The organism is Microbacterium sp. ABRD28, assembly GCF_003850245.1.
Classification (GTDB): domain Bacteria; phylum Actinomycetota; class Actinomycetes; order Actinomycetales; family Microbacteriaceae; genus Microbacterium.
Genome location: NZ_CP031015.1, coordinates 1,831,004 through 1,852,999 on the forward strand (window position 1 = coordinate 1,831,004; position 21,996 = coordinate 1,852,999).

The 21,996-nt window shown below is 68.3% G+C and carries 20 protein-coding genes; 16 read left to right on the top strand and 4 right to left on the bottom strand.

Annotation, left to right across the window (positions count from 1 at the left end):
• Nucleotide 1 precedes the first annotated feature (1 nt).
• Nucleotides 2-1,687 (top strand): sensor histidine kinase, encoded by a 1,686-nt coding sequence (locus tag DT073_RS08870; protein WP_124293062.1) that lies wholly within the window; start codon nt 2-4, stop codon nt 1,685-1,687.
• The gene (locus tag DT073_RS08875; protein WP_124293063.1) at nt 1,687-2,865 is read left to right on the top strand and encodes a hypothetical protein; all 1,179 of its coding nucleotides are present in this window, start codon (nt 1,687-1,689) and stop codon (nt 2,863-2,865) included. The genes DT073_RS08870 and DT073_RS08875 overlap by 1 nt, the downstream gene beginning before the upstream one ends.
• Before the next feature lie 3 nt (nt 2,866-2,868).
• Here the strand turns inward: DT073_RS08875 and DT073_RS08880 are convergent, their stop codons facing one another.
• Nucleotides 2,869-3,240: a response regulator transcription factor gene (locus DT073_RS08880; RefSeq protein WP_240638456.1), complete on the bottom strand. Its 372-nt coding sequence runs from the start codon at nt 3,238-3,240 to the stop codon at nt 2,869-2,871.
• A gap of 110 nt (nt 3,241-3,350) precedes the next feature.
• Here DT073_RS08880 and coaE point away from each other — a divergent pair, with 110 nt between their 5' ends.
• The 14 genes from coaE (at nt 3,351) to DT073_RS08950 (ending at nt 18,653) form a co-directional block, all read left to right on the top strand.
• The gene (gene coaE / locus DT073_RS08885; protein ID WP_124293065.1) at nt 3,351-3,977 is read left to right on the top strand and encodes a dephospho-CoA kinase; all 627 of its coding nucleotides are present in this window, start codon (nt 3,351-3,353) and stop codon (nt 3,975-3,977) included.
• Nucleotides 3,978-4,017: 40 nt separating this feature from the next.
• On the top strand, nt 4,018-4,626 hold the full coding sequence (locus DT073_RS08890) for a hypothetical protein (RefSeq protein ID WP_124293066.1): 609 nt from the start codon (nt 4,018-4,020) through the stop codon (nt 4,624-4,626).
• 37 nt (nt 4,627-4,663) lie between these two features.
• Complete coding sequence (gene uvrB, locus DT073_RS08895; RefSeq protein ID WP_124293067.1) at nt 4,664-6,742, top strand: excinuclease ABC subunit UvrB; 2,079 nt, start codon at nt 4,664-4,666, stop codon at nt 6,740-6,742.
• Nucleotides 6,735-7,172 (top strand): VOC family protein, encoded by a 438-nt coding sequence (locus DT073_RS08900; protein WP_240638469.1) that lies wholly within the window; start codon nt 6,735-6,737, stop codon nt 7,170-7,172. The genes uvrB and DT073_RS08900 overlap by 8 nt, the downstream gene beginning before the upstream one ends.
• Nucleotides 7,173-7,245: 73 nt before the next feature.
• Nucleotides 7,246-10,200 (top strand): excinuclease ABC subunit UvrA, encoded by a 2,955-nt coding sequence (gene uvrA, locus DT073_RS08905; protein WP_124293068.1) that lies wholly within the window; start codon nt 7,246-7,248, stop codon nt 10,198-10,200.
• A gap of 7 nt (nt 10,201-10,207) precedes the next feature.
• Entirely contained in the window at nt 10,208-12,118 is a 1,911-nt protein-coding gene (gene uvrC / locus DT073_RS08910) for an excinuclease ABC subunit UvrC (RefSeq protein WP_240638482.1), read from the top strand.
• Nucleotides 12,111-13,022: an RNase adapter RapZ gene (rapZ, locus tag DT073_RS08915; protein ID WP_502697150.1), complete on the top strand. Its 912-nt coding sequence runs from the start codon at nt 12,111-12,113 to the stop codon at nt 13,020-13,022. The genes uvrC and rapZ overlap by 8 nt, the downstream gene beginning before the upstream one ends.
• Before the next feature lie 74 nt (nt 13,023-13,096).
• Nucleotides 13,097-14,074, top strand: a complete 978-nt coding sequence (gene whiA, locus DT073_RS08920) for a DNA-binding protein WhiA (RefSeq protein ID WP_124293069.1) — start codon at nt 13,097-13,099, stop codon at nt 14,072-14,074.
• A 119-nt stretch (nt 14,075-14,193) separates the two neighbouring features.
• Nucleotides 14,194-14,820, top strand: coding sequence for a superoxide dismutase (locus DT073_RS08925; RefSeq protein ID WP_124293070.1), 627 nt, complete (start codon nt 14,194-14,196; stop codon nt 14,818-14,820).
• Between the two features lie 111 nt (nt 14,821-14,931).
• The gene (gene gap / locus DT073_RS08930; RefSeq protein WP_124293071.1) at nt 14,932-15,942 is read left to right on the top strand and encodes a type I glyceraldehyde-3-phosphate dehydrogenase; all 1,011 of its coding nucleotides are present in this window, start codon (nt 14,932-14,934) and stop codon (nt 15,940-15,942) included.
• 8 nt (nt 15,943-15,950) lie between these two features.
• A complete protein-coding gene (locus DT073_RS08935) occupies nt 15,951-17,168 on the top strand; it encodes a phosphoglycerate kinase (RefSeq protein ID WP_124293072.1) in 1,218 nt (405 codons plus the stop codon).
• Nucleotides 17,165-17,974, top strand: a complete 810-nt coding sequence (tpiA, locus tag DT073_RS08940; RefSeq protein WP_276310429.1) for a triose-phosphate isomerase — start codon at nt 17,165-17,167, stop codon at nt 17,972-17,974. The genes DT073_RS08935 and tpiA overlap by 4 nt, the downstream gene beginning before the upstream one ends.
• A gap of 73 nt (nt 17,975-18,047) precedes the next feature.
• Nucleotides 18,048-18,296 carry a preprotein translocase subunit SecG gene (gene secG, locus DT073_RS08945; RefSeq protein WP_124293074.1) on the top strand — a complete coding sequence of 83 codons (249 nt, stop codon included), beginning with the start codon at nt 18,048-18,050 and terminating at the stop codon, nt 18,294-18,296.
• Between the two features lie 3 nt (nt 18,297-18,299).
• Nucleotides 18,300-18,653: an RNA polymerase-binding protein RbpA gene (locus DT073_RS08950; RefSeq protein WP_124293075.1), complete on the top strand. Its 354-nt coding sequence runs from the start codon at nt 18,300-18,302 to the stop codon at nt 18,651-18,653.
• A gap of 28 nt (nt 18,654-18,681) precedes the next feature.
• On the opposite strand, the gene pgl is transcribed toward DT073_RS08950, so the two are convergent.
• From pgl to zwf, 3 genes are read right to left on the bottom strand one after another with little or no spacing between them, the layout of a single operon-like run.
• The gene (gene pgl, locus DT073_RS08955) at nt 18,682-19,455 is read right to left on the bottom strand and encodes a 6-phosphogluconolactonase (protein ID WP_124293076.1); all 774 of its coding nucleotides are present in this window, start codon (nt 19,453-19,455) and stop codon (nt 18,682-18,684) included.
• Nucleotides 19,448-20,401, bottom strand: coding sequence for a glucose-6-phosphate dehydrogenase assembly protein OpcA (locus DT073_RS08960; RefSeq protein WP_124293077.1), 954 nt, complete (start codon nt 20,399-20,401; stop codon nt 19,448-19,450). The genes pgl and DT073_RS08960 overlap by 8 nt, the downstream gene beginning before the upstream one ends.
• A complete protein-coding gene (gene zwf, locus DT073_RS08965; RefSeq protein WP_124293078.1) occupies nt 20,398-21,990 on the bottom strand; it encodes a glucose-6-phosphate dehydrogenase in 1,593 nt (530 codons plus the stop codon). The genes DT073_RS08960 and zwf overlap by 4 nt, the downstream gene beginning before the upstream one ends.
• Nucleotides 21,991-21,996: the final 6 nt, after the last annotated feature.

Sequence of the window (21,996 nt, forward strand, 5' to 3'; positions counted from 1 at the left end):
CATGGACGTCACCCCCACCGCATCCGTTCCCTCCGCCGCCCCCGACACGCGCCGCTGGATCGATCTCGTCCTCGCCGATCGCGCGCGCGGGCATTCGCCCGCTCTCACCCAGCTCCTCCTCGGGGCGCTCGTCCTGGCGGTCGCGATCGCCGTGCTGGCGACGGATGTCGTGGGGAGCATGCCGGTCTTCTTCGCCGGGGTGATCGGGATCTTCATCCTCACCGGACTCGCGCTCGTGGTGCCGTGGGACCGCATGTCCTCGTGGTGGCTGATGGCGATCCCGTTGGCCGACATCGTCGCGGTCGGCGTCATCCGCAGTGCCGCCCCCGCCCTCGGGACGGGATTGCTCTTCATCTTCCCGGTGATGTGGCTGGCGACCGGCTTCGGGATCGCGGGCCTCATCTCGGGGGTGGTCACGGCCAGCGTGACCTACTGGATAACCGTGGCCATCGGGCCGCCGAACGGGGCGGTGCTGAGCACCATCCTCCTGCCCGTCGTCCTCATCGCCGTCGGGCTGACCTCCTTCCTCGCCGCGCGGCGGGCGGCGGCACAGCGGATGTTGCTGGACAAGCAGGCCGCGCTGCTGCGGCAGTCGGCCGAGCGGGCCCGGCGTCAGGAGCAGCTCGTGACCGAGGTGCTCGACGCCGTCGACTTCGGCGTCATCCGCATCGACGAGACCGGCGCGATCACGGTGACCAATGACGCCCATGCGCGGCTGCAGCAGGTGCTCGCTGACGTCGAGGCGGAGGATCAGCTCGAGGCCTACCGCACGGATCGCACGACCCGCCTGCCGCGCGAAGAGCTCCCGCTCGAGCGCGCGCGCCGCGGCGCGGTCTTCCAGGACGAGCGCGTGTGGTTCGGCACGCCGGGCGGCCTGCAGCGGGCGTTGAGCTTCACCGCCCGACGGTTGCGCGATTCCGACGGTCGGGATGCCGGCGCGGTCGTCGTCTCCCGCGATGTCACCGTCGAGATGCTCGCCGCACGGGCGCGGGACGAGGTGATCTCGTCGGTGTCGCACGAGCTGCGGACCCCACTGACGTCGATCCTCGGCTACATCGAGCTCGCCATCGACGACCCCGAGACACCGTCCCGGATCCGATCGAACCTCCAGATCGCCGACCGGAACGCCGAACAGCTGCTCGAGCTCGTCTCCGACGTCCTGACGGCATCGGCGGCTGCCGACGACCGCGTCGAGCTCGTCATGCAGCCGGAGGTCGTGGAGGTCTCCGAGGTCATCCGAGCGGCCGTCGAATCGCTCGTGCTCCGCGCGGGCGAGCGCGGCGTCACCATCGACACGACCCGGCTGCGTCCGGCGCACGCCTATGTCGACCCGCGTCGGCTCGCCCAGGTGATCGACAACCTGCTCTCCAACGCCGTCAAGTACAACCGCGAGGGGGGACGGGTGTCCTTGCAATCGGCGACGACGGGGCGATGGACCGCGATCGTCATCGAGGACAGCGGCGTGGGCATGACGGAGGAGGACGTCGAGGCACTCTTCCAGCGCTATTACCGCGGTGTCGCGGTGCGCTCCTCACCCGTGTCGGGAACGGGTCTCGGTCTCGCGATCAGTCGTGACATCGTCCGCGGGCACGGCGGCGACATCACGGTGAGCAGCGTGCTCGGCGTGGGCTCGACATTCACCGTCACCCTCCCCGCGACCCGTCCAGGCGGAGGAGGGGAGGCCTGATGCTCGCGGATCTCGATCTGGTGACGTCAGCGGTGATGACCGCCCTCGTCGTCTTCGTCGCGGGCACCGTGTTCCTCCTCGAGACCGTGCTTCGTCGCGATGAGGCTGCCGGGCGGGCGTGGGCGCTGGGATTCCTCGGCGCCATCCTGACCTCCCTGCTCTACCTCGCCTGGGCCGCCGATCCCACCGCCTTCTGGGCGGTCGTCGCGGGCAACTCCGCGTTCGTAGCCGGAACCGGCGCGATGTGGATCGGCTGCCGCCTCTACAACGGTCGACGAAACGGTCTTGCCATCGGCATGATCGCCGTGCTCAGCGCGGTCACCGCCGTCGCCACGGTGCTCGAACAGCCGAGCCTCGATGACTGGGCGGGAGCGGCGTGGACGTTCGCCGCTCTCGTCGTCGTGGCCGGTGCGGCGGGGATCGAGTGCTTCCGCGGTTCGCTCGGCGGCATGCGGACGGCGTGGGTGCTCGGCGCCGTGTTCGCCATCGAAGCCGTCTACTTCTCCTTCCGTCTCCTCGCGTTCCTCCTGATCGGCCCCGACGACCCGTTCTTCCAGACCTGGTTCGGCAGCGTCGTCGTGGGGATGCTGACGGTCCTGCTGATGATCGTCGCCGTGGTCGTGACCTCCGTGCTCCGCGCAGGACGGGCGGAACTGCGTCACCAGCGTGCGCTGGCCGGAGCAGAGGATGCCGTGACGGGGATCCTCACCGAGAAGCGTCTTCGCGCCGCCCTGGATTCGCTGACGGCCACGGCCGAAGCCCGGGGCGTGGCGCTCGCGGTGATCGAGGTCAGACTCGACGACCTGGCACACATCGCCACCGCCTTCGGTGAAGACGCGCGCCGCGAGGCGATCGTGGTGTGGCGCGAGGCGGTCCGCAGTCACGCGCCTCTGTTCTCGGTGATGGGGGAGGACGGCGAGGGCGGCATCGCCCTGGTCACGACCGCGTCCTCACCGAGCACCGCCCGCCGGGAGGCCATGACGCTGTACCGCGGCAGTTTCGACGCCCTCGGTCAGCTTTCCGGCGTCGGTCTCCCCGTCGTCGGCGTCGGCGTCGCGCTGACCGAGATCGTCGGATACGAGCCTGAGACGCTTCTTCGGGTGGCGCGCACGAGCGCCGTGAGCGGATTCTCCAGCGCCGACTCGGCGGTGGTGGTCGCGCGCACCGCCGAGGCGTGAGACCTACTCAGGTCGACGCGTCGTCGTCAGCGCCTCGATGCGGGCGCGCAGCTCCCGCGGCCGGAAGGGCTTGCGGAGATACTCGTCGGCGCCGGCGTCCAGTCCCTCCTGCGCATCCGACTCCTGCACGAAGGCCGTGATCATGATGATGTGGGTGGCGCTGAAGCGGCGGATGCGCCGGGCGGTCTCGTACCCGTCGATCCCGGGCATGCTGATGTCGAGGGTGACCACCTCGGGTGACACGCGACGTACCAGCTCCACGCCGTCCAGTCCATTGTCGGCGGCGTGGACGGCGTAGCCCGCCGATTCCAGGACGAGCGAGATGAGCGACCGGATGTCGGCCTCATCTTCGATCACGACGGCTGACTGTGTCACCGCGTTGCCTCGCTCGCTTTCGGCCGCGTTCGGGGGGTGCGTCCGATCGGCCCAGTCTAGAGGGCGCAGCCCTCCGGCGTCCCACGACCTCGGCGTGGCATGCTCGGAACATGTCTCTGCTCGCGCTCACCGGCGGGATCGCCTCGGGGAAGTCGACCATCGCCCGGCGCCTCGCCGACCACGGCGCCGTCGTCGTCGACGCCGACGCGATCGTGCGCCACGTCCAGCTGCCGGGCTCCCCGGTCCTCACGGCGCTCGCCGCGGAGTTCGGCGACGACATCCTCCGCGAGGACGGATCGCTGGACCGGGCCGCTCTGGCCGGCCGCACCTTCGGCGATGCCGCGGCGGTCGAGCGCATGAACGCCATCGTGCATCCCGCCGTCCGGGAGGAGTCGGCCCGGCGTTTCGCCGAGGCGTTCACGGCGGACCCCGACGCGGTGGTCGTCTACGACGTCCCCCTTCTGGCGGAGGCCCGCGCCGCGGACCCCTGGGATCTGATCGTGGTCGCCCACGCGCCCGCGGAGATCCGACGGCGACGGCTGGTCGACCTGCGAGGCTTCACGGAGCAGGACGCGACCGCCCGGATCGCCGCGCAGGCGAGCGACGACGAGCGCCTCGCGCTCGCCGACGTGGTGATCGACACAGCGGTGCCGATGGCGGACACGCTCTCCCAGGTCGACCGGCTCTGGCAGGAGCTGCCTCGACGGATCGCAGAGAAAAACGCCAGACGCCGCTGAGTTCGGCGTACCCTGTCGCTACCGATCAGGAGGAGCCGACATGGGAGCGCTCTGGAGATTCCGTCGGCGGCGGAGGGCGCCGTACCGCGCGGTCACCGAGGAAGAGCAGATCTCGAGGTACGTGTACCTGCTGAACACGCTCCCGGCATCGGTCATCGAGAGCGCGCACGCCACGGCGTTCCGCGACCTCCCGCTGGAGCGCCGGCGAGCGATGCTCGCAGAACTCCGTCCTTTCCTCCGTGACGACGAGCGGCAGGATGCCGATGCCGAGCCGGGTCTGCTGGCCACACTCGTCCGCCGTGCCGAGCAGTACCGCAGCGAGCGGGCGGACGGTCGGATGACGCCCGAGGCGGGCGACCCGCGACAGACGGCCGACCCGCGATCGATCCTGATGAGTGCCGGGGTCATGACGGTCGTCGCGCAGCAATTCCTCCTGACCCAGGCGGTCACGGCCTACTTCACCGTCGGCGCCGGGTCTCTCATGCTCGCGGAGCAGCCGGGATGGCTCGTCGACACCGTCGACCCCACGGCGGCATCCGTCGACGCCGGCGGGTACGCCGGCGACGGGGGGTTCGGCGGCGTAGCATTCGGCGACGGCGGCGGCTTCGGTGGAATGGACGCGGGCGGATTCGGCGGCGGTTTCGGCTGACGGAGCGGATGTCGGAGGGCGCGCCTACGCTGGAACAGTGCAGACCACACGATCCGTCAGGCCCTTCGAGGTCGTCAGCGAGTACGAGCCGTCCGGCGATCAGCCGTCGGCGATCGCCGACCTCGCCGCCCGCATCAATGCCGGCGAAACCGACGTCGTCCTGTTGGGAGCGACCGGAACGGGAAAGTCCGCCACCACCGCGTGGCTGATCGAGGCGGTGCAGCGGCCCACCCTGGTGCTGGCGCACAACAAGACCCTGGCCGCCCAGCTGGCCAACGAGTTCCGCGAGCTCATGCCGCACAACGCGGTCGAGTACTTCGTGTCGTACTACGACTACTACCAGCCCGAGGCCTACGTGCCCCAGACCGATACCTTCATCGAGAAGGACTCGTCGATCAACGCCGAAGTCGAGCGGCTGCGCCACTCGACGACGAACTCGCTGCTGTCCCGACGTGACGTCGTGGTGGTCTCGACCGTGTCGTGCATCTACGGCCTCGGCGCGCCCGAGGAGTACCTGCGTGCGATGGTGGCGCTGCAGGTGGGCGAGGTCTACGACCGCGACGCTCTGATCCGCAAGTTCATCTCGATGCAGTACAACCGCAACGACGTGGACTTCTCGCGAGGGAACTTCCGCGTCCGGGGCGACACGATCGAGATCATCCCGGTGTACGAGGAGTACGCGATCCGGATCGAGATGTTCGGCGATGAGATCGAGGCGCTGTACATGCTCCACCCCCTCACGGGTGATGTCGTGCAGCGCATGGAGTCGGTTCCGATCTTCCCTGCCTCTCACTACGTCGCGGGTACCGAGACCGTGCAGCGCGCGATCGGAACGATCGAGCACGAGCTCGCCGAGCGCCTGAAGGAGCTGGAGTCGCAGAACAAGCTGCTCGAAGCGCAACGGCTGCGCATGCGGACGACGTTCGACCTCGAGATGCTTCAGCAGCTGGGTTTCTGTTCGGGGATCGAGAACTACTCGCGTCATCTGGACGGACGGATGCCGGGGGAGCCGCCGCACACTCTGCTGGACTTCTTCCCCGACGACTTCCTCATGGTCATCGACGAGTCGCACGTGACCGTTCCGCAGATCGGTGCGATGTACGAGGGTGATGCCTCTCGGAAGCGCACGCTGGTGGAGCACGGGTTCCGGCTCCCCAGTGCGCTGGACAACCGACCGTTGCGATGGGACGAGTTCAAGGAGCGCATCGGACAGACGGTCTACCTCTCCGCAACCCCCGGACGCTATGAGATGGGCATCGCCGACGGGGTGGTCGAGCAGATCATCCGACCCACCGGACTGATCGACCCGCAGATCGTGGTCAAGCCGTCGAAGGGCCAGATCGATGACCTGCTCGAAGAGATCCGCCTTCGCGTGGAGCGCGACGAGCGCGTGCTCGTGACGACCTTGACCAAGAAGATGGCCGAGGAGCTCACCGACTTCCTCGGCGAGCACGGCGTGCGCGTGCGGTACCTGCACTCCGACGTCGACACCCTGCGACGCGTGGAACTGCTGACCGAACTGCGCGCCGGCGTGTACGACGTCCTGGTCGGGATCAATCTGCTCCGTGAGGGTCTCGATCTTCCGGAGGTTTCGCTGGTGTCGATCCTGGACGCCGACAAAGAGGGCTTCCTCCGATCCGGCACCTCCCTCATCCAGACCATCGGCCGTGCGGCGCGAAACGTCTCGGGTGAGGTGCACATGTATGCCGACACCATCACCGATTCGATGCGGAACGCGATCGACGAGACGAATCGTCGACGCGACAAGCAGATCGCCTACAACCTCGAGCACGGCATCGATCCGCAGCCCCTGCGCAAGCGCATCGCCGACATCACCGAGGTGCTCGCTCGCGAGGCGGACGACACGAAGGCCCTGCTGAACCGCAAGGACGCGCGAGTGAAGTCGGGGAAGGGCAAGTCGCCTACGCCGCAGCTGCGACGGGAGGGCATCGCGGCCGAGGGCGCCGAGCAGTTGGAGGCCACGATCGCCGACCTGTCCGGCCAGATGCTCGCGGCCGCAGGGGAGCTGAAGTTCGAGCTCGCGGCGCGCCTGCGTGACGAGGTGCAAGACCTCAAGAAGGAGCTTCGCGCGATGGAGCGAGCCGGTCATGCCTGACACGTCGATGGCGCAGCGGGTCAGCCTCATCACCCTGGGTGCGACCGACCTCGAACGCGCACTGGCCTTCTACCGCGCCCTGGGATGGGCGCCGCACGAAGAGTCGATCGACGGCGTCGTCGCCTTCTTCCAGCTCGACGGGTTCGTCCTCGCGCTGTGGGGAAGGGCAGAGCTCGCCGAAGATTCCGGTATCGACGACCCTGGCGGATGGGGCGGGGTGACTCTGGCGCACAACGTGTCCTCCGCCTCCGCGGTCGACGCCCTTCTCGGCGCGGCCGCAGACGCGGGTGCCCGGATCAGTCGTCCGGCCGGGCCGACCCCGTGGGGCGGATACTCGGGTGTCTTCGTCGATCCCGACGGGCACGCGTGGGAGATCGCGCACAACCCCGGATGGCGGCTCGACGCCGCGGGGCGGGTGTCGATCGGCTGAGAGGATCGTGCCTCGGTTCTCGCTCGGCGCGAACGCCGGACTCCATGTCGGAGGCCCCACCTACACTTGACGGGTGCCCATCGTTCCCGTCGCCCTGCCCGGTTCCCCCGCTTCCACAGGCCTTCCGACCGGCTCCGCATCCGGCGAAAATCTCTCCTTCGGGTCGTCCGGAAAACTCAGCGTCCGAGGCGCGCGCGTCCACAATCTGAAGGACGTCGACCTCGACATTCCCCGTGACTCGCTCGTGGTCTTCACCGGCTTGTCGGGGTCGGGGAAGTCCAGCCTCGCCTTCGACACGATCTTCGCCGAAGGTCAGCGCCGATACGTCGAGTCGCTGAGCGCCTACGCCCGCCAGTTCCTCGGCCAGGTCGACCGGCCCGACGTGGATTTCATCGAGGGCTTGAGCCCCGCCGTCTCGATCGATCAGAAGTCGACCAACCGCAACCCTCGGTCGACGGTGGGCACGATCACCGAGATCCACGACTACATGCGTCTGCTGTGGGCCCGCATCGGCATACCGCACTGCCCCGAGTGCGGAGAGATCATTCAGCGGCAGACCGTGCAGCAGATCGCCGATCAGCTCATGGAACTCCCCGAGCGCACCCGTTATCAGATCGTCGCGCCGGTGGTCTCGCAGAAGAAGGGCGAGTTCGTCGACCTCTTCAAAGAGCTGAGCGCGAAGGGCTACTCTCGCGCCATCGTCGACGGCGACATGGTTCAGCTCGCCGACGCCCCGACGCTGAAGAAGAGCTACAAGCACGACATCGCGGTGGTCGTCGACCGCCTGGTCGCAAGCCCCGACATCCTCTCCCGGGTCACCGACTCGGTCGAGACGGCGCTGGGCCTGGCCGGCGGAGTCATGCAGGTCAACTTCGTCGACCGCGAGGGCGACGAGGCCTGGCAGTCCTTCTCCGAGAAGTTGGCGTGCCCGAACGGGCATCCGCTGCAGCTGACCGAGATCGAACCGCGGACGTTCTCCTTCAACGCTCCGTTCGGCGCCTGTCCCGCCTGCTCGGGTCTGGGCACCCGCATGTCGGTGGATGTCGAGCTCATGATCGGCGACGAGGACCTCTCGATCCGCGACGGCGTGCTGATCCCGTGGACGACACAGGGCAAGGGACTCTTCCAGTACTACGAGCGGCTGCTGGAGGGTCTTGCCCGCGACCTGGATTTCTCGCTCGACACCCCGTGGCGCAAGCTCCCCGCCGACATCAAGGACGCGGTTCTGCGCGGCGAGAACTACAAGGTCACCGTCCGGTGGAAGAACCGGTACGGGCGGGAGATGCGGTACTCCTCGGGCTTCGAGGGCGTCGTCCCCTACATCGAGCGGCAGTATCTTCAGGCCGAGTCCGACACACAGCGGCAGCGCTGGGCGGAGTTCCTGCGCGAGGTCCCCTGCCCCGTCTGCGACGGAGCGCGGCTGAAGCCCGAGGTGCTGGCGGTGCAGGTGCATGGACATTCCATCGCGGACGCCTCGCGGCTGAGCCTGGGTGACGCCCACGCGTTCTTCGCCGACCTCGAGCTGACCCCGCGGGAAGCCAAGATCGCGGCGCAGGTGCTGCGCGAGATCCGCCTCCGGCTGGACTTCCTCATCCAGGTGGGGCTGAACTACCTCAACCTCAGTCGTTCGGCCGGTTCGTTGTCGGGGGGAGAGGCGCAGCGCATCCGTCTCGCGACCCAGATCGGCTCAGGCCTCACCGGCGTGCTCTACGTTCTCGACGAGCCCTCCATCGGTCTGCACCAGCGTGACAACCGTCGCCTGATCGAGACGCTGGTCAAGCTCCGCGATCTCGGCAACACCCTGATCGTCGTCGAACACGATGAGGAGACGATCCACGCCGCGGACTGGATCGTCGACATCGGTCCGCGCGCGGGCGTCGACGGCGGCGAGGTGGTGCACTCCGGTCCGCTCGATGATCTCCTGGCCGACCCGCACTCGATCACCGGCGACTATCTCTCCGGTCGGCGCGCGATCCCGACGCCCAAGAAGCGGCGCCGGATCGATCGCTCGCGCAAGATCAGCGTCGTGGGTGCCCGGGCGAACAACCTCCGCAACGTCACCGTCGACTTCCCCCTCGGTGTGCTCACGGCCGTCACCGGGGTCAGCGGCTCGGGCAAATCGTCACTGGTGAACGACATCCTCTATCAGGTGCTGGCATCGCGGCTGAACGGTGCGCGCACCGTGCCGGGAAAGCACACGAGGGTGACGGGTCTGGACAACCTCGACAAGGTCGTCCACGTCGATCAGGCACCCATCGGCCGTACGCCTCGCTCGAATCCCGCGACCTACACGGGCGTCTTCGACCGCGTCCGCACTCTCTTCAGCGAGACCCCCGAAGCCAAGGCCCGGGGCTATCAGCCGGGCCGGTTCAGCTTCAACGTCAAGGGGGGCCGCTGCGAGGCGTGCTCGGGTGACGGCACGATCAAGATCGAGATGAACTTCCTCCCCGACGTCTACGTCGACTGCGAGGTCTGCCACGGCAAGCGGTACAACCGCGACACCCTCTCGGTGCACTACAAGGGCAAGAACATCGCCGAAGTGCTCGAGATGCCGATCTCCGAGGCGGCGGAGTTCTTCGAGCCCATTCAGGCCATCCACCGTTACCTGAAGACCCTCGTCGACGTCGGCCTGGGCTACGTGAGGCTCGGACAGTCGGCGACGACCCTCTCCGGGGGCGAAGCGCAGCGCGTCAAGCTCGCGACGGAGCTGCAGAGGCGCTCGAACGGACGCAGCATCTACGTCCTCGACGAGCCGACGACGGGGCTGCACTTCGAAGACGTGCGTCGATTGCTCGAGGTGCTGAACGGGCTGGTCGACAAGGGGAATTCGGTCATCGTGATCGAGCACAACCTCGATGTCATCAAGTCGGCCGACTGGGTGATCGACCTCGGGCCCGAGGGCGGATCGGGCGGGGGTCAGGTGATCGCCACGGGCACACCCGAGCAGGTCGCGCGCGTCGAGGAAAGCCACACCGGCGCCTTCCTGGCCGAGGTGCTCGGCGAGTCGGCGGTCCGCAAGGCCGGCTGAGTCGGCCGTGACGACCACCGAACGCGCCCCCCGACGGGGCCGACCGCAGCTGTCCTACCGGCCCAAGGCTGGTGAGATCCCCACCAATCCGGGGGTCTACCGGTTCCGCGATGGGCAGGGACGCGTGCTCTACGTCGGCAAGGCGAAGAACCTCCGAGCCCGCCTGTCGAACTACTTCGCTCCGCTGCACACCCTCCACGAGCGCACGCGACGGATGGTGACCACCGCGACCTCGGTGGAGTGGACGGTGGTGGCCACCGACGTCGATTCCCTGCAGCTGGAGTATCAGTGGATCAAGGAGTTCGATCCCCCCTTCAACGTCCGCTACCGCGACGACAAGTCCTACCCGTTCATGGCTATCACCCTGGGCGATGAGGCTCCGCGCGTGATGGTGACCCGCAACCACCGGATCGCGGGGGCGAAGTATTTCGGGCCGTATCCCAAGGTGTGGGCGGTCCACGACACGATCGACCTGCTCATCAAGGTCTTCCCGATCCGCACGTGCAGCGACGCGTCGTACAAGAAGGCGATGGCTTCGGGGCGCCCGTGCTTCCCGGGGCAGATCGGCCGCTGCGGCGGACCGTGTTCGATGAAGGTGACGATCGAGGAGCATCGCGCCGTCGTCGACGACTTCATCGCCTTCATGGCGGGCGGCGACCAGCGCTTCACCCGCGAGATGACCGCCCGGATGAACGAGGCCTCGGCGGCGATGGACTACGAATCCGCGGCGGTGTACCGAGACAAGCTCCAGGCCATCGACGCGGTCCTCAAGCGCAGCGCCCTCGTTCTGCCCTCCGACACCGATGCCGATCTCTTCGGCATCGCCGAAGACGAACTCGCCGCCGCCGTGCAGCACTTCGTCGTCCGCGGCGGCCGGGTGCGCGGTGTGCGTGCGACCACCATCGAGAAGGAGATCGACATCTCCGGGGCCGACCTCGTCGATCAGGTGCTGCAGCGCACATACGGCGACGCCGCGGCGGCCGACATCCCACGCCAGGTGCTCGTACCCGAACTTCCTGATGACGCGCAGGAACTGGAGGAGTGGCTCCGCGAGAGGCGCGGTAAGAAGGTCTCGATCGGTGTCGCCCAGCGGGGGCAGAAGGCGGAGCTGATGAAGACGGCGACGCTGAACGCCCAGCAGGCACTCATGCTGCACAAGACCCGCCGTACGAGTGACTACGTCGCTCGCACCCAGGCGCTGACCGATCTGCAGGAGGCGCTGGGTCTGGAGGAAGCGCCCCTGCGGATCGAGTGCTACGACGTCTCCCACCTCGGGGGGACCAACGTCGTCGCGTCGATGGTCGTCTTCGAAGACGGACTGCCGCGCAAGGATCAGTACCGTTCCTTCAAGGTGGAGCAGACCTCGGATGACACCGACTCGCTCCATCAGGTGCTGACACGCCGGTTGGCCTACCTCGATCGACCCGACGAGCAGGATGAGACGTCGGAAGAGGGCGTCGTCGCGCGCAAACGGCCCCGCTTCGCCTACCCGCCCCAGCTTCTTCTCGTCGACGGCGGTCAGCCGCAGGTCGCCGCCGCCGCCCGGGCCCTCGCCGACGCCGGACACTCCGAGATCGCCCTGGCGGGAATCGCCAAGCGGCTCGAGGAGGTGTGGCTGCCCGGCGACGACTTCCCCGTCATCCTGCCGCGCACCAGCGAGGCCCTCTATCTCCTCCAGCGCCTGCGCGACGAAGCCCATCGATTCGCGATCAGACATCAGCGCAGCCGCCGTCGTCGCGACATCCAATCCGTGCTGACCGAGGTGCCCGGCCTCGGAGAGGCCCGCATCCGCGCCCTTCTCCGCCACTTCGGGTCGGTGACCGCGCTGAAGAAGGCGACACCCGACGAGATCGCCGAGCTCCCCGGTGTGGGGCCGAAGCTCGCCACCGCGATCGTCGACCACCTCGCCGATGGGTAACCTGGACCAGACGACGGGGGAGGGCATGGCCGACGAACAGACGACGCCGGGTGAGATGCTCATCGTCTCGGGGATGTCGGGCGCGGGGCGTTCCACGGCGGCGAACGCCCTCGAAGACCTCGAGTGGTACGTGGTGGACAACCTGCCCCCGCAGATGCTGAAGCCGCTGCTCGATCTGACCGAGCTCGCCGCCCACGCGCTGCCCAAGGTGGCCGTGGTCGTCGACGTCCGGGGGCGCAATCTCTTCGCTGAGCTCCCGCAGGCGCTGCACGATCTGCGCGACCGACGCCAGCTGCGCGTGCTCTTCCTCGATGCCTCCGACGAGGTGCTCGTGCGTCGCTTCGAGGCCGTACGTCGTCCGCATCCGCTGCAGGGCGAGGGCACGATCCTCGATGGGATCCGGCGCGAACGGCAGCGACTGGCCGCCATCCGTGAGAACGCCGACCTCATCATCGACACCTCGCAGTTCAACGTCCACCAGCTGGCGACCCACATGGTCGACCTCTTCTCGGAGGAGGGTGCGGCACGGCACGTGGTGACCGTCATGAGCTTCGGATTCAAGTACGGTCTTCCGCCCGACGCCGACCTCGTCGCCGACATGCGCTTCCTCCCCAACCCCTACTGGAACGATCAGCTGCGGCCGCTGACGGGCGTCGACGAGGGTGTGCGCGACTACGTCCTCGAACAGGAGGGCGCGGTGGCGTTCATCGACGCGTATGCCGCCGCACTCCGACCGGTGCTCGAGGGCTACCAGCGCGAGAACAAGCGGCACTCGGTCGTGGCGATCGGCTGCACCGGCGGAAAGCACCGTTCGGTGGTGATGGCCCGCGAACTCGCCGCACGACTGGGCGAGGTTCCCGGTGTCGCCGTTCGCGTGAAGGATCGCGACCTGGGGCGCGAGTAGCCGGGGCCGTGGTCGTGGGCGGCGGGGCGCCCGAGTAGGCTGGAGCGTCGTTCCGACCCATGCTGAGGAGTCCCGTGTCGCTGACCGCTGAGGTGAAGGCCGAATTGACCGCTGTCCGCGACCCGCGGCCGACGGCACGAGTGGCCGAACTGACGTCGCTGCTGAGGTTCGCGGGCGGTCTGCACTCCATCGCCAATCGGGTCGCGGTCGAAGCCGAGGTCGACACCGAAGCCTTGGCGCGTCGCGTCGCGCGTGATCTCGTCGAGCTCTACGGTGTTCGTCCCGAACTCGTCCACGTGCATGGCTCGGGGGCCCGCAACGGCAGCCACTACGCCGTCCGGGTGATCGAGGGCGGTGAGACCCTCGCCCGCCAGACCGGACTCCTCGACCAGCGACGCCGACCCGTCCGCGGTCTCCCGAATCGGCTCACCACCGGTGCCCGCCCCGACCTCGCGGCCATCTGGCGCGGCGCTTTCCTCGGCGCCGGTGCGCTCAGCGAGCCGGGACGATCAGCGGCGCTGGAGATCAGTTGCCCCGCCTCGGAGGCCGCGATGGCGCTCGTGGGTGCCGCGCATCGATTGGGCATCCCGGCGAAGGCGCGCGAAGTCCGCGGCATCCCCCGCGTGGTCGTCCGCGAGGGGGAGGGCATCCGCGTCGCCCTGGCCGAGATGGGCGCTGCGCGCGCGGCGGCTCAGTGGGATCAGCTCCGCCAGCGCCGTGAGGTGCGCGCCGGCGTGAACAGACTGGTGAACTTCGACGACGCCAACCTCCGCCGCTCGGCGCAGGCGGCGGTCGCCGCGTGCGCACGGGTCGAGCGGGCGCTGGAGATCCTCGGCGACGAGGTGCCGGAGCACCTGCGCCAGGCCGGTGAGCTCCGTCTCGCGCACCGCGACGCCAGTCTCGACGAGCTGGGTCACCACGCCGACCCGCCGCTGACCAAGGACGCCGTCGCCGGCCGCATCCGTCGTCTGCTCGCCATGGCCGACAAGAAGGCCGAGACGGACGGGATCCCCGGCACCGAGTCGGCGGTTCCTGCCGGCGTGGACGACTGATACAACGTCTCGTCGCGGGGAACAAGCCCGGAGACCGATTGTTGGGTCTCAGTAGGATGAAACCCGTCACCCTCGCTGCGCCGGGGAGCCTCGGCGCGCGCCGATAGGAAGAAGAGAATATGGCGAAGTACACCTTGCCCGACCTCCCCTACGACTACGCCGCGCTGGAGCCGCACATCAGCGGCAAGATCATGCAGCTGCATCACGACAAGCACCACCAGGCGTACGTCACCGGTGCGAACACCGCGCTCGAGCAGCTCGCCGAGGCGCGCGAGAGCGGCAACCTCGCGAACGTGAACAAGCTCGAGAAGGATCTGGCGTTCAACCTCGGCGGACACGTCAATCACTCCATCTTCTGGACCAACCTCTCGCCCGAGGGCGGCGGACAGCCCGAGGGCGAGCTCGCCGCCGCAATCGCGGAGTTCTTCGGCTCGTTCGAGAAGTTCCAGGCCCACTTCACCGCCGCCGCGACCGGCATCCAGGGCTCGGGTTGGGCGGTTCTCAGCTGGGACCCGATCGGCGAGCAGCTGATCATCCAGCAGCTCTTCGACCAGCAGGCCAACACCGCCCAGGGGACGGTGCCGATCTTCCAGCTGGACATGTGGGAGCACGCCTTCTACCTCGACTACCTCAACGTCAAGGCCGACTACGTCAAGGCGGTGTGGAACATCGCCAACTGGCAGAACGTCGCCCAGCGCCTCGACGCCGCCCGTGAGAAGACCTCGGGCCTGCTGGTACTGTCATAGCAAGCGCGGCGTCCCAGCGGGATCGCCCGCTGGGACGCCGTTGTTCCATTCCTTTCCTCACCTTCGCAACCCCTCGCGCTCGCGCGCACGACACAACAGGAGTCCTCTCTCGTGGCTGTCAAGATCGGAATCAACGGCTTCGGCCGCATCGGACGCAACTACCTTCGCGCGGCTCTCGCGCAGGGCGCTGACATCGACATCGTCGCGGTCAACGACCTCACCGACAACAAGACCCTCGCGCACCTGCTGAAGTACGACTCCGTCGGAGGCGTGCTCGACGCCGAGGTCTCGTACACCGAGGATTCCATCACCGTCGGCGACAAGACCATCAAGGTCTTCGAGGAGCGCGATCCCGCCAACCTGCCCTGGGGCGAGCTGGGTGTCGACATCGTCATCGAGTCCACCGGGCGCTTCACCAAGGCGGAGGACGCCAAGAAGCACATCGCCGGCGGTGCCAAGAAGGTTCTCATCTCGGCCCCTGCCACCGGTGACGACGCCACCATCGTCATGGGTGTGAACGAAGAGACCTACGATCCGGCGACGGACGTCATCATCTCCAACGCCTCGTGCACCACCAACTGTCTCGCACCGCTCGCGAAGGTCTTCAACGACGCGTTCGGCATCGAGCGCGGCTTCATGATGACCGCGCACGCCTACACCGCCGACCAGAACCTCCAGGACGGCCCGCACGGCGACCTGCGGCGCGCACGAGGTGCCGCCATCAACATCGTCCCGGCCTCGACCGGGGCTGCCAAGGCCATCGGGCTGGTCCTGCCCGAGCTCAACGGCAAGCTGAGCGGCTCGTCCTACCGCGTTCCCGTTCCCACCGGGTCCATCGTCGACCTGACGATCGTCACCCCCACCGAGGGGCTCACGGTCGACCAGATCAACGCCGCCTACAAGGCCGCGGCTGCCGAGGGGCGCCTCGAGGGAATCCTGGAGTACACGGAGGACCCGATCGTCTCCAGCGACATCCAGGGCAACCCGCACTCGTCGATCTTCGACGCGGAGCTGACCAACGTCAGCGGCAACCTCGTCAAGGTCTCCGCCTGGTACGACAACGAGTGGGGCTACTCCAACCGCCTGGTTGACCTCACCGAGTACGTGGCCGAGCGTCTCTGAGTCGACGGATGGCACTGCGTACCCTCGGGTCCCTCGGCCCGCTGGCCGGCAAGCGCGTCCTCGTCCGCTGTGATCTGAACGTCCCCCTGCGGGACGGTCGCATCACCGACGACGGCCGCGTGCGCGCCTCGCTTCCGACCCTGAACGCGCTCATCGATCAGGGTGCCCGCGTGGTGGTCTGCTCCCACCTCGGTCGTCCCGACGGCGCTCCCGACCAGAAGTACAGTCTCGCGCCGGTGGCCCAGCGCCTGTCGGAGCTGCTCGGCAAGCCCGTCGCCTTCGCGCGCGACACGGTGGGGGAGTCGGCTCACGAGGCGGTCGCCGCCCTGGAGGACGGCGACGTGGCGGTGCTGGAGAACCTGCGTTTCCAGCCGGGGGAGACGGCGAAGGATGACGCGGAGCGTCGCGCGTTCGCCGCGGAGCTCGCCGGTCTCGCCGACGCCTTCGTCTCCGACGGGTTCGGCGTCGTCCATCGCAAGCAGGCCAGCGTGTTCGATGTCGCGGATCTGCTGCCCTCGGCAGCGGGGCTCCTCATCGAGAACGAGCTCGACGTCCTCGACCGCCTCACCGAGAATCCCGAGCGGCCGTACACCGTCGTCCTCGGCGGCTCGAAGGTCAGCGACAAGCTGGGCGTCATCGAGCATCTCCTGCCGCGGGTGGACCGGCTCCTGGTCGGCGGCGGGATGATGTTCACGTTCCTCGCCGCCGAGGGTCACCCCGTGGGTAAGAGCCTCCTCGAGGAGGACCAGCTCGACACCGTCCGCCGCTACGTCGAGGACGCCCGCACCCGCGGCGTCGAGCTGGTGCTTCCGGTCGACGCGGTGGTCGCCGCCTCGTTCGCCGCCGACGCCGACCACGTCGTCGCCCCCGTGTCGGCTCTGGAGGAGACGCCTTTCGGTGCCGACGGCCTGGGCCTGGACATCGGCCCCGACACCGCCGCGCTCTTCGCCGACCTCGTCGCCGACAGCCGCACCGTCTTCTGGAACGGCCCGATGGGCGTGTTCGAGATGCCCGCCTTCGCCGCCGGCACCCGCCGTGTCGCCGAGGCGCTGACCAAGGTCTCCGGGCTCAGCGTGGTCGGGGGCGGCGACTCGGCGGCCGCGGTGCGGCAGCTCGGCTTCGCCGACGATCGATTCGGCCACATCTCCACCGGAGGTGGCGCGAGCCTCGAATTCCTCGAGGGAAAGAAACTCCCCGGACTGGAGGTCCTCGGATGGCAGGCGTGAGTACTGATTCGACTGCGTCGCAGGCCAGGCGCACCCCGTTCATCGCCGGCAACTGGAAGATGAACCTCGACCACCTGCAGGCGGTCGCCTTCGTGCAGAAGCTGCACTGGACCCTCAAGGATGCCGGCCACGAGACCGGCAGCGTCGAGGTGGGCCTGTTCCCGCCGTTCACCGATCTCCGCACGGTGCAGACGCTCGTCGATGCCGACAAGATCCCGTTCGCCCTCGGCGCTCAGGACCTCTCCGCACACGACTCCGGTGCTTACACGGGTGAGATCTCCGGCGCGTTCCTGGCGAAGCTCGAGTGCCGATACGTCATCATCGGTCACTCCGAGCGTCGGCAGTACCACGGCGAGACGGACGAGATCGTCGCCTCGAAGGTCGCCGCGGCCCCGCGTCACGGGCTCGTGCCCGTCATCTGCGTGGGCGAGACGGCGGAAGATCTCGAGACGCACGGTGCCAGCGCCGTGCCGGTGGCTCAATTGGAGAAGGCGCTCGCGGGTCTCGCGCAGGGGAGCGAGGTCGTCGTGGCCTACGAGCCCGTCTGGGCGATCGGATCCGGCCACGCGGCGACCCCCGAACAGGCCCAGGAGGTCTGCGCGAAGCTGCGCGCCGTGGTCGGTGCATCGCTCGGACAGGAGGCGGCCCTGCGCACGCGTGTGCTGTACGGCGGCTCGGTCAAGTCCGGCAACATCGCCCGCTTCATGCGCGAGCCCGATGTCGACGGTGCGCTCGTCGGGGGAGCCAGCCTCGTCGTGGATGAGTTCGCCGCCATCATCCGGTACCAGAAGCACGTCGGAGTCTGACCTCGGCGGCAACCCGACCTATACTTGACCCCTGTGCGGTTCGCCCGGACCGCGCTGAAAGGCCACTACGACTGTGCAGATCCTCGAGTTCGTCCTGCAGGTGCTCCTCGGCATCACGAGCCTCCTGCTGACCCTCCTCATCCTCCTTCACAAGGGACGCGGTGGGGGACTCTCCGACATGTTCGGGGGAGGGATGACGTCGGCTCTGGGGTCGTCGGGCCTTGCCGAGCGCAACTTGAACCGCTTCACGGTGGTCCTCGCTCTGGCGTGGTTCGCCTCCATCGTGGCCCTCGGCCTCATCACCAAGTTCCAGGGACTGTAAGACATGGCAACCGGAGGAAATGCGATCCGCGGCACCCGAGTGGGTGCCGGCCCGATGGGCGAGCAGGATCACGGGTATCACGCAGAACGCATCGCCGTCTCGTATTGGGACGCGCTGGGCAACGAGACGGTTCGGTACTTCGCCGCGGGAATCCCCGATGAGGAGATTCCCGACACGATCGACTCGCCGCACTCCGGTCTTCCGGCCGGACGTGACCGAGAGAACCCGCCGGCCGTGGCCAAGACCGAGCCGTACAAGACGCACCTGGCGTACGTGAAGGAGCGTCGCACCGAGGAAGAGGCCGACGCCCTCCTCGAGGACGCGCTGAACCAGCTCCGCGAGCGTCGCGGCCAGTAGACCTGCGCCGTCGGCGGTGCCGGGGCTCTCAGTAGTCCTGGTCGATCAGCTCAGGTGGCACCTGGGCTGCGGCTGCCTGGTCGACGAAGAACACCGTTCGCCGGGTGCCCTTCGCACCCGCGGCGGGCACGCTGGGGTAGCTTGCCCCTGCGAGAGCGAGACCGAGCGCCGACGCCTTGTCAGCACCTGACAGCACGAGCCAGACCCGCTGCGACGAGTTGATCACCGGTCGGGTGAAGGTGAGCCGCTGCGATGGCGGCTTGGGGGAGTCGCGCACGGCGACCACCGATGCGTCGGTGACGAGGATCTCGGGGCGGTCGGGGAAGAGCGATGCGATGTGACCGTCGGGTCCGACGCCGAGGAAGCTGATGTCGAACGTCGGCCACTGCGGATGATCCGACGTCCCGTACCGCGCGAGCTCGGCGGCGTACGCGGCCGCGGCTTCGTCGAGGTCCAGACCCTCGTCACTGGCCGGAGCGGCGTGGATGTGCGCATCCGGAAGCGCGTTCAGCAGCGCCTCCCTGCTCTGACGCTCGTTGCGCTCGGGGTGGAACCGTCGCACGAAACGCTCGTCGCTCCACCAGAAGTGCACCCGCGTCCAGTCGATGGGGTACCGAGGAGCCTGCGCGGCGGCGGCACGCAGCACGGCCGCCCCGCTGACGCCACCCGTCAAAGCGACATGGACGTCTCGGGAGGCCGACTTCTTGGCGACCCGGGTGAGGAAACGCTCGGCGACGGAGTCGGCCAGCGCGGCAGCGTCGGAGGTGATGACGACGCGCTTCTCGCCGGACGAATCAGTCATGTGTCTCCTGCGTCGTAGGCGGATCGAGAAGCGCCCAGCCCTCGGTGATCACTCGACCGTACAGGACATCGGGGTCGAGGCGACGCAGCTCCTCGGCGAGGCACTCCCGCAGGCTCCGCCGGGGGAACGCGAGGTCGTGCTGGGGCTGACCGGGCTGTGTGAGCAGCGCCACGGCAGGACTCGGTCGCTCGAGGACGACGTCACCGCTTTCACGCACGAGGGTCACCGACTTGATGCCGTGCGGCCACTCCGCGGTGGGGAGGTAGCCCCAGTCGACGGGCACATCGAGGGCGAGACGCAGCCACGCGGCCAGGAGCGCCGTGGAGGGCGAGTCTGACGCGCCGCGGACGGTGATGCTCGTGACATTCTCGAACGGCGGCTGATCGAGGATCGCCGCCAGCTGTTCCCGCCACCGGGTGAGGCGGGTCCACGCGAGGTCGGTGTCTCCTGGCCGGTACTTCTCGCCGAGGGAGGCGACCCACGCCGACGGATCGGGTTTGGTCGCGGCATCCGTGATCCGTCGCTGAGCGATCTTTCCGATCGATGTCTGCGAAGGGATGTCGGGGGTGTCATCCGGCCACCACACCACGACCGGTGCGTCCGGGAGCAGGAGCCCCGTGACAAGGCTCTCGAGATTGGTCGAGCCCGCCTCGCCGAGGGCGTGGAGGGTCACGACCTCGCTGGCACCGGCGTCGCCGCCGACGCGGATCTGCGCGTCCAGCCGCGGCGGGGAGTCTTCGCCATTCGTCATCACGACGATGACGCGCATCGGATGCTCGCGCGAGGCGGCGTTGGCGACGTCGATGACGTCTTCCTGCGCGCCCTGCCGGGTGACGATGATGAGCGTCAGCACGCGTCCGAGCGCGACCGCGCCGCCCTCCTCCCGGACGTTGACGAGGGCGCGCGAGATCTTGCTGACAGTGGTGTCGGGCAGATCGACGATCATGGACGCCTCCAGGTGCGGCCGTCGCGGGCGAGCATCGCCTCGGCGGATTCCGGGCCCCAGGAGCCCGGGGAATACTGCTCGAGCGGTCCCTCCTGAGCGGCCCAGAACTGTTCGATGGGATCGAGGATCCGCCACGACAGTTCCACCTCCTCGTGCCGCGGGAACAGCGGCGGGTCACCCAGCAGGACGTCGAGGATGAGGCGTTCGTACGCCTCCGGGCTCGCCTCGGTGAAGGCGTGGCCGTAGCCGAAGTCCATCGTGACGTCTCGGACCTGCAGGCCCGCGCCCGGCACCTTCGACCCGAACCGGATGGTCACGCCCTCATCGGGCTGCACCCGGATCACCAGGGCGTTCTGACCGAGCCCCGAGGTCTGGTTGCGCGAGAACAGCAGTTCGGGTGCGCGTTTGAACACCACCGCGATCTCCGTGACGCGGCGCCCGAGACGTTTTCCGGTGCGCAGGTAGAACGGCACCCCCGCCCACCGACGCGTGTTGACCTCGAGGGTGATGGCGGCGTAGGTCTCGGTGGTGGACTCGGGGTTCATCCCCTCCTCCTCCAGGAATCCGAGAACCCGTTCGCCACCCTGCCAGCCTCCGGCGTACTGACCGCGCGCGGTGGAGCGGGCCAGATCTTCGGGCAGGGTCACCGCGGCGAGCACCTTCTCCTTCTCCGCGCGCAGATGCTGGGCGTCGAACGAGATCGGCTCCTCCATCGCGGTGAGTGCGAGGAGCTGCAGGAGGTGGTTCTGGATGACGTCGCGCGCGGCGCCGATCCCGTCGTAGTAGCCGGCGCGACCGCCCACGCCGATGTCTTCGGCCATGGTGATCTGCACGTGATCGACGTAGTTGCGATTCCAGATGGGTTCGTACAGCTCGTTGGCGAACCGCAGGGCGAGGATGTTCTGGACGGTCTCTTTGCCCAGGTAGTGGTCGATCCGGAAGATCGAATCGGTCGGAAACGCGCTTCGCAACGCGTCGTTCAGAGCCTGCGCCGAGGCCAGATCGTGTCCGAAGGGTTTCTCGATCACCACGCGCCGCCACCGTTCGGGGCGGTCGGCGGTGTCGTCGACGAGTCCCGATGCCTTCAGCTGCTCGGCGACGATCGGGAAGTCCTTCGGCGGGATCGAGAGGTAGAACGCATGGTTGCCCATCGTTCCCCGCTCGGCGTCGAGCTGGTCCACCGTCTCGCGCAGGCGTCGGAAGGCGTCGGCGTCGCCGAATTCGCCCGAGACGAACCGGATGCCTTCCAGCAGCTGCGCCCAGGTCTCCTCACGGAATTCGGTGCGGGCGTTCGCGCGCACCGCGTCGTAGACGACCTGGGCGAAGTCCTGGTCCTCCCAGTCGCGGCGGGCGAAACCGACGAGTGCGAACCCCGGAGGAAGGAGCCCGCGGTTCGCGAGGTCGTACACCGCGGGCATCAGCTTCTTGCGGGAGAGGTCGCCGGTCACGCCGAAGATCACCAGGGCGCTCGGCCCCGCGATACGGTTCAAGCGCCGGTCTTCAGGGTCGCGGAGGGGGTTGCGTCCGCGGGAGATCTCGACACCCGACGCTGCTGCGCCGCTGCTCGATCCGGGGATCTCGTCGGTCATGAACGT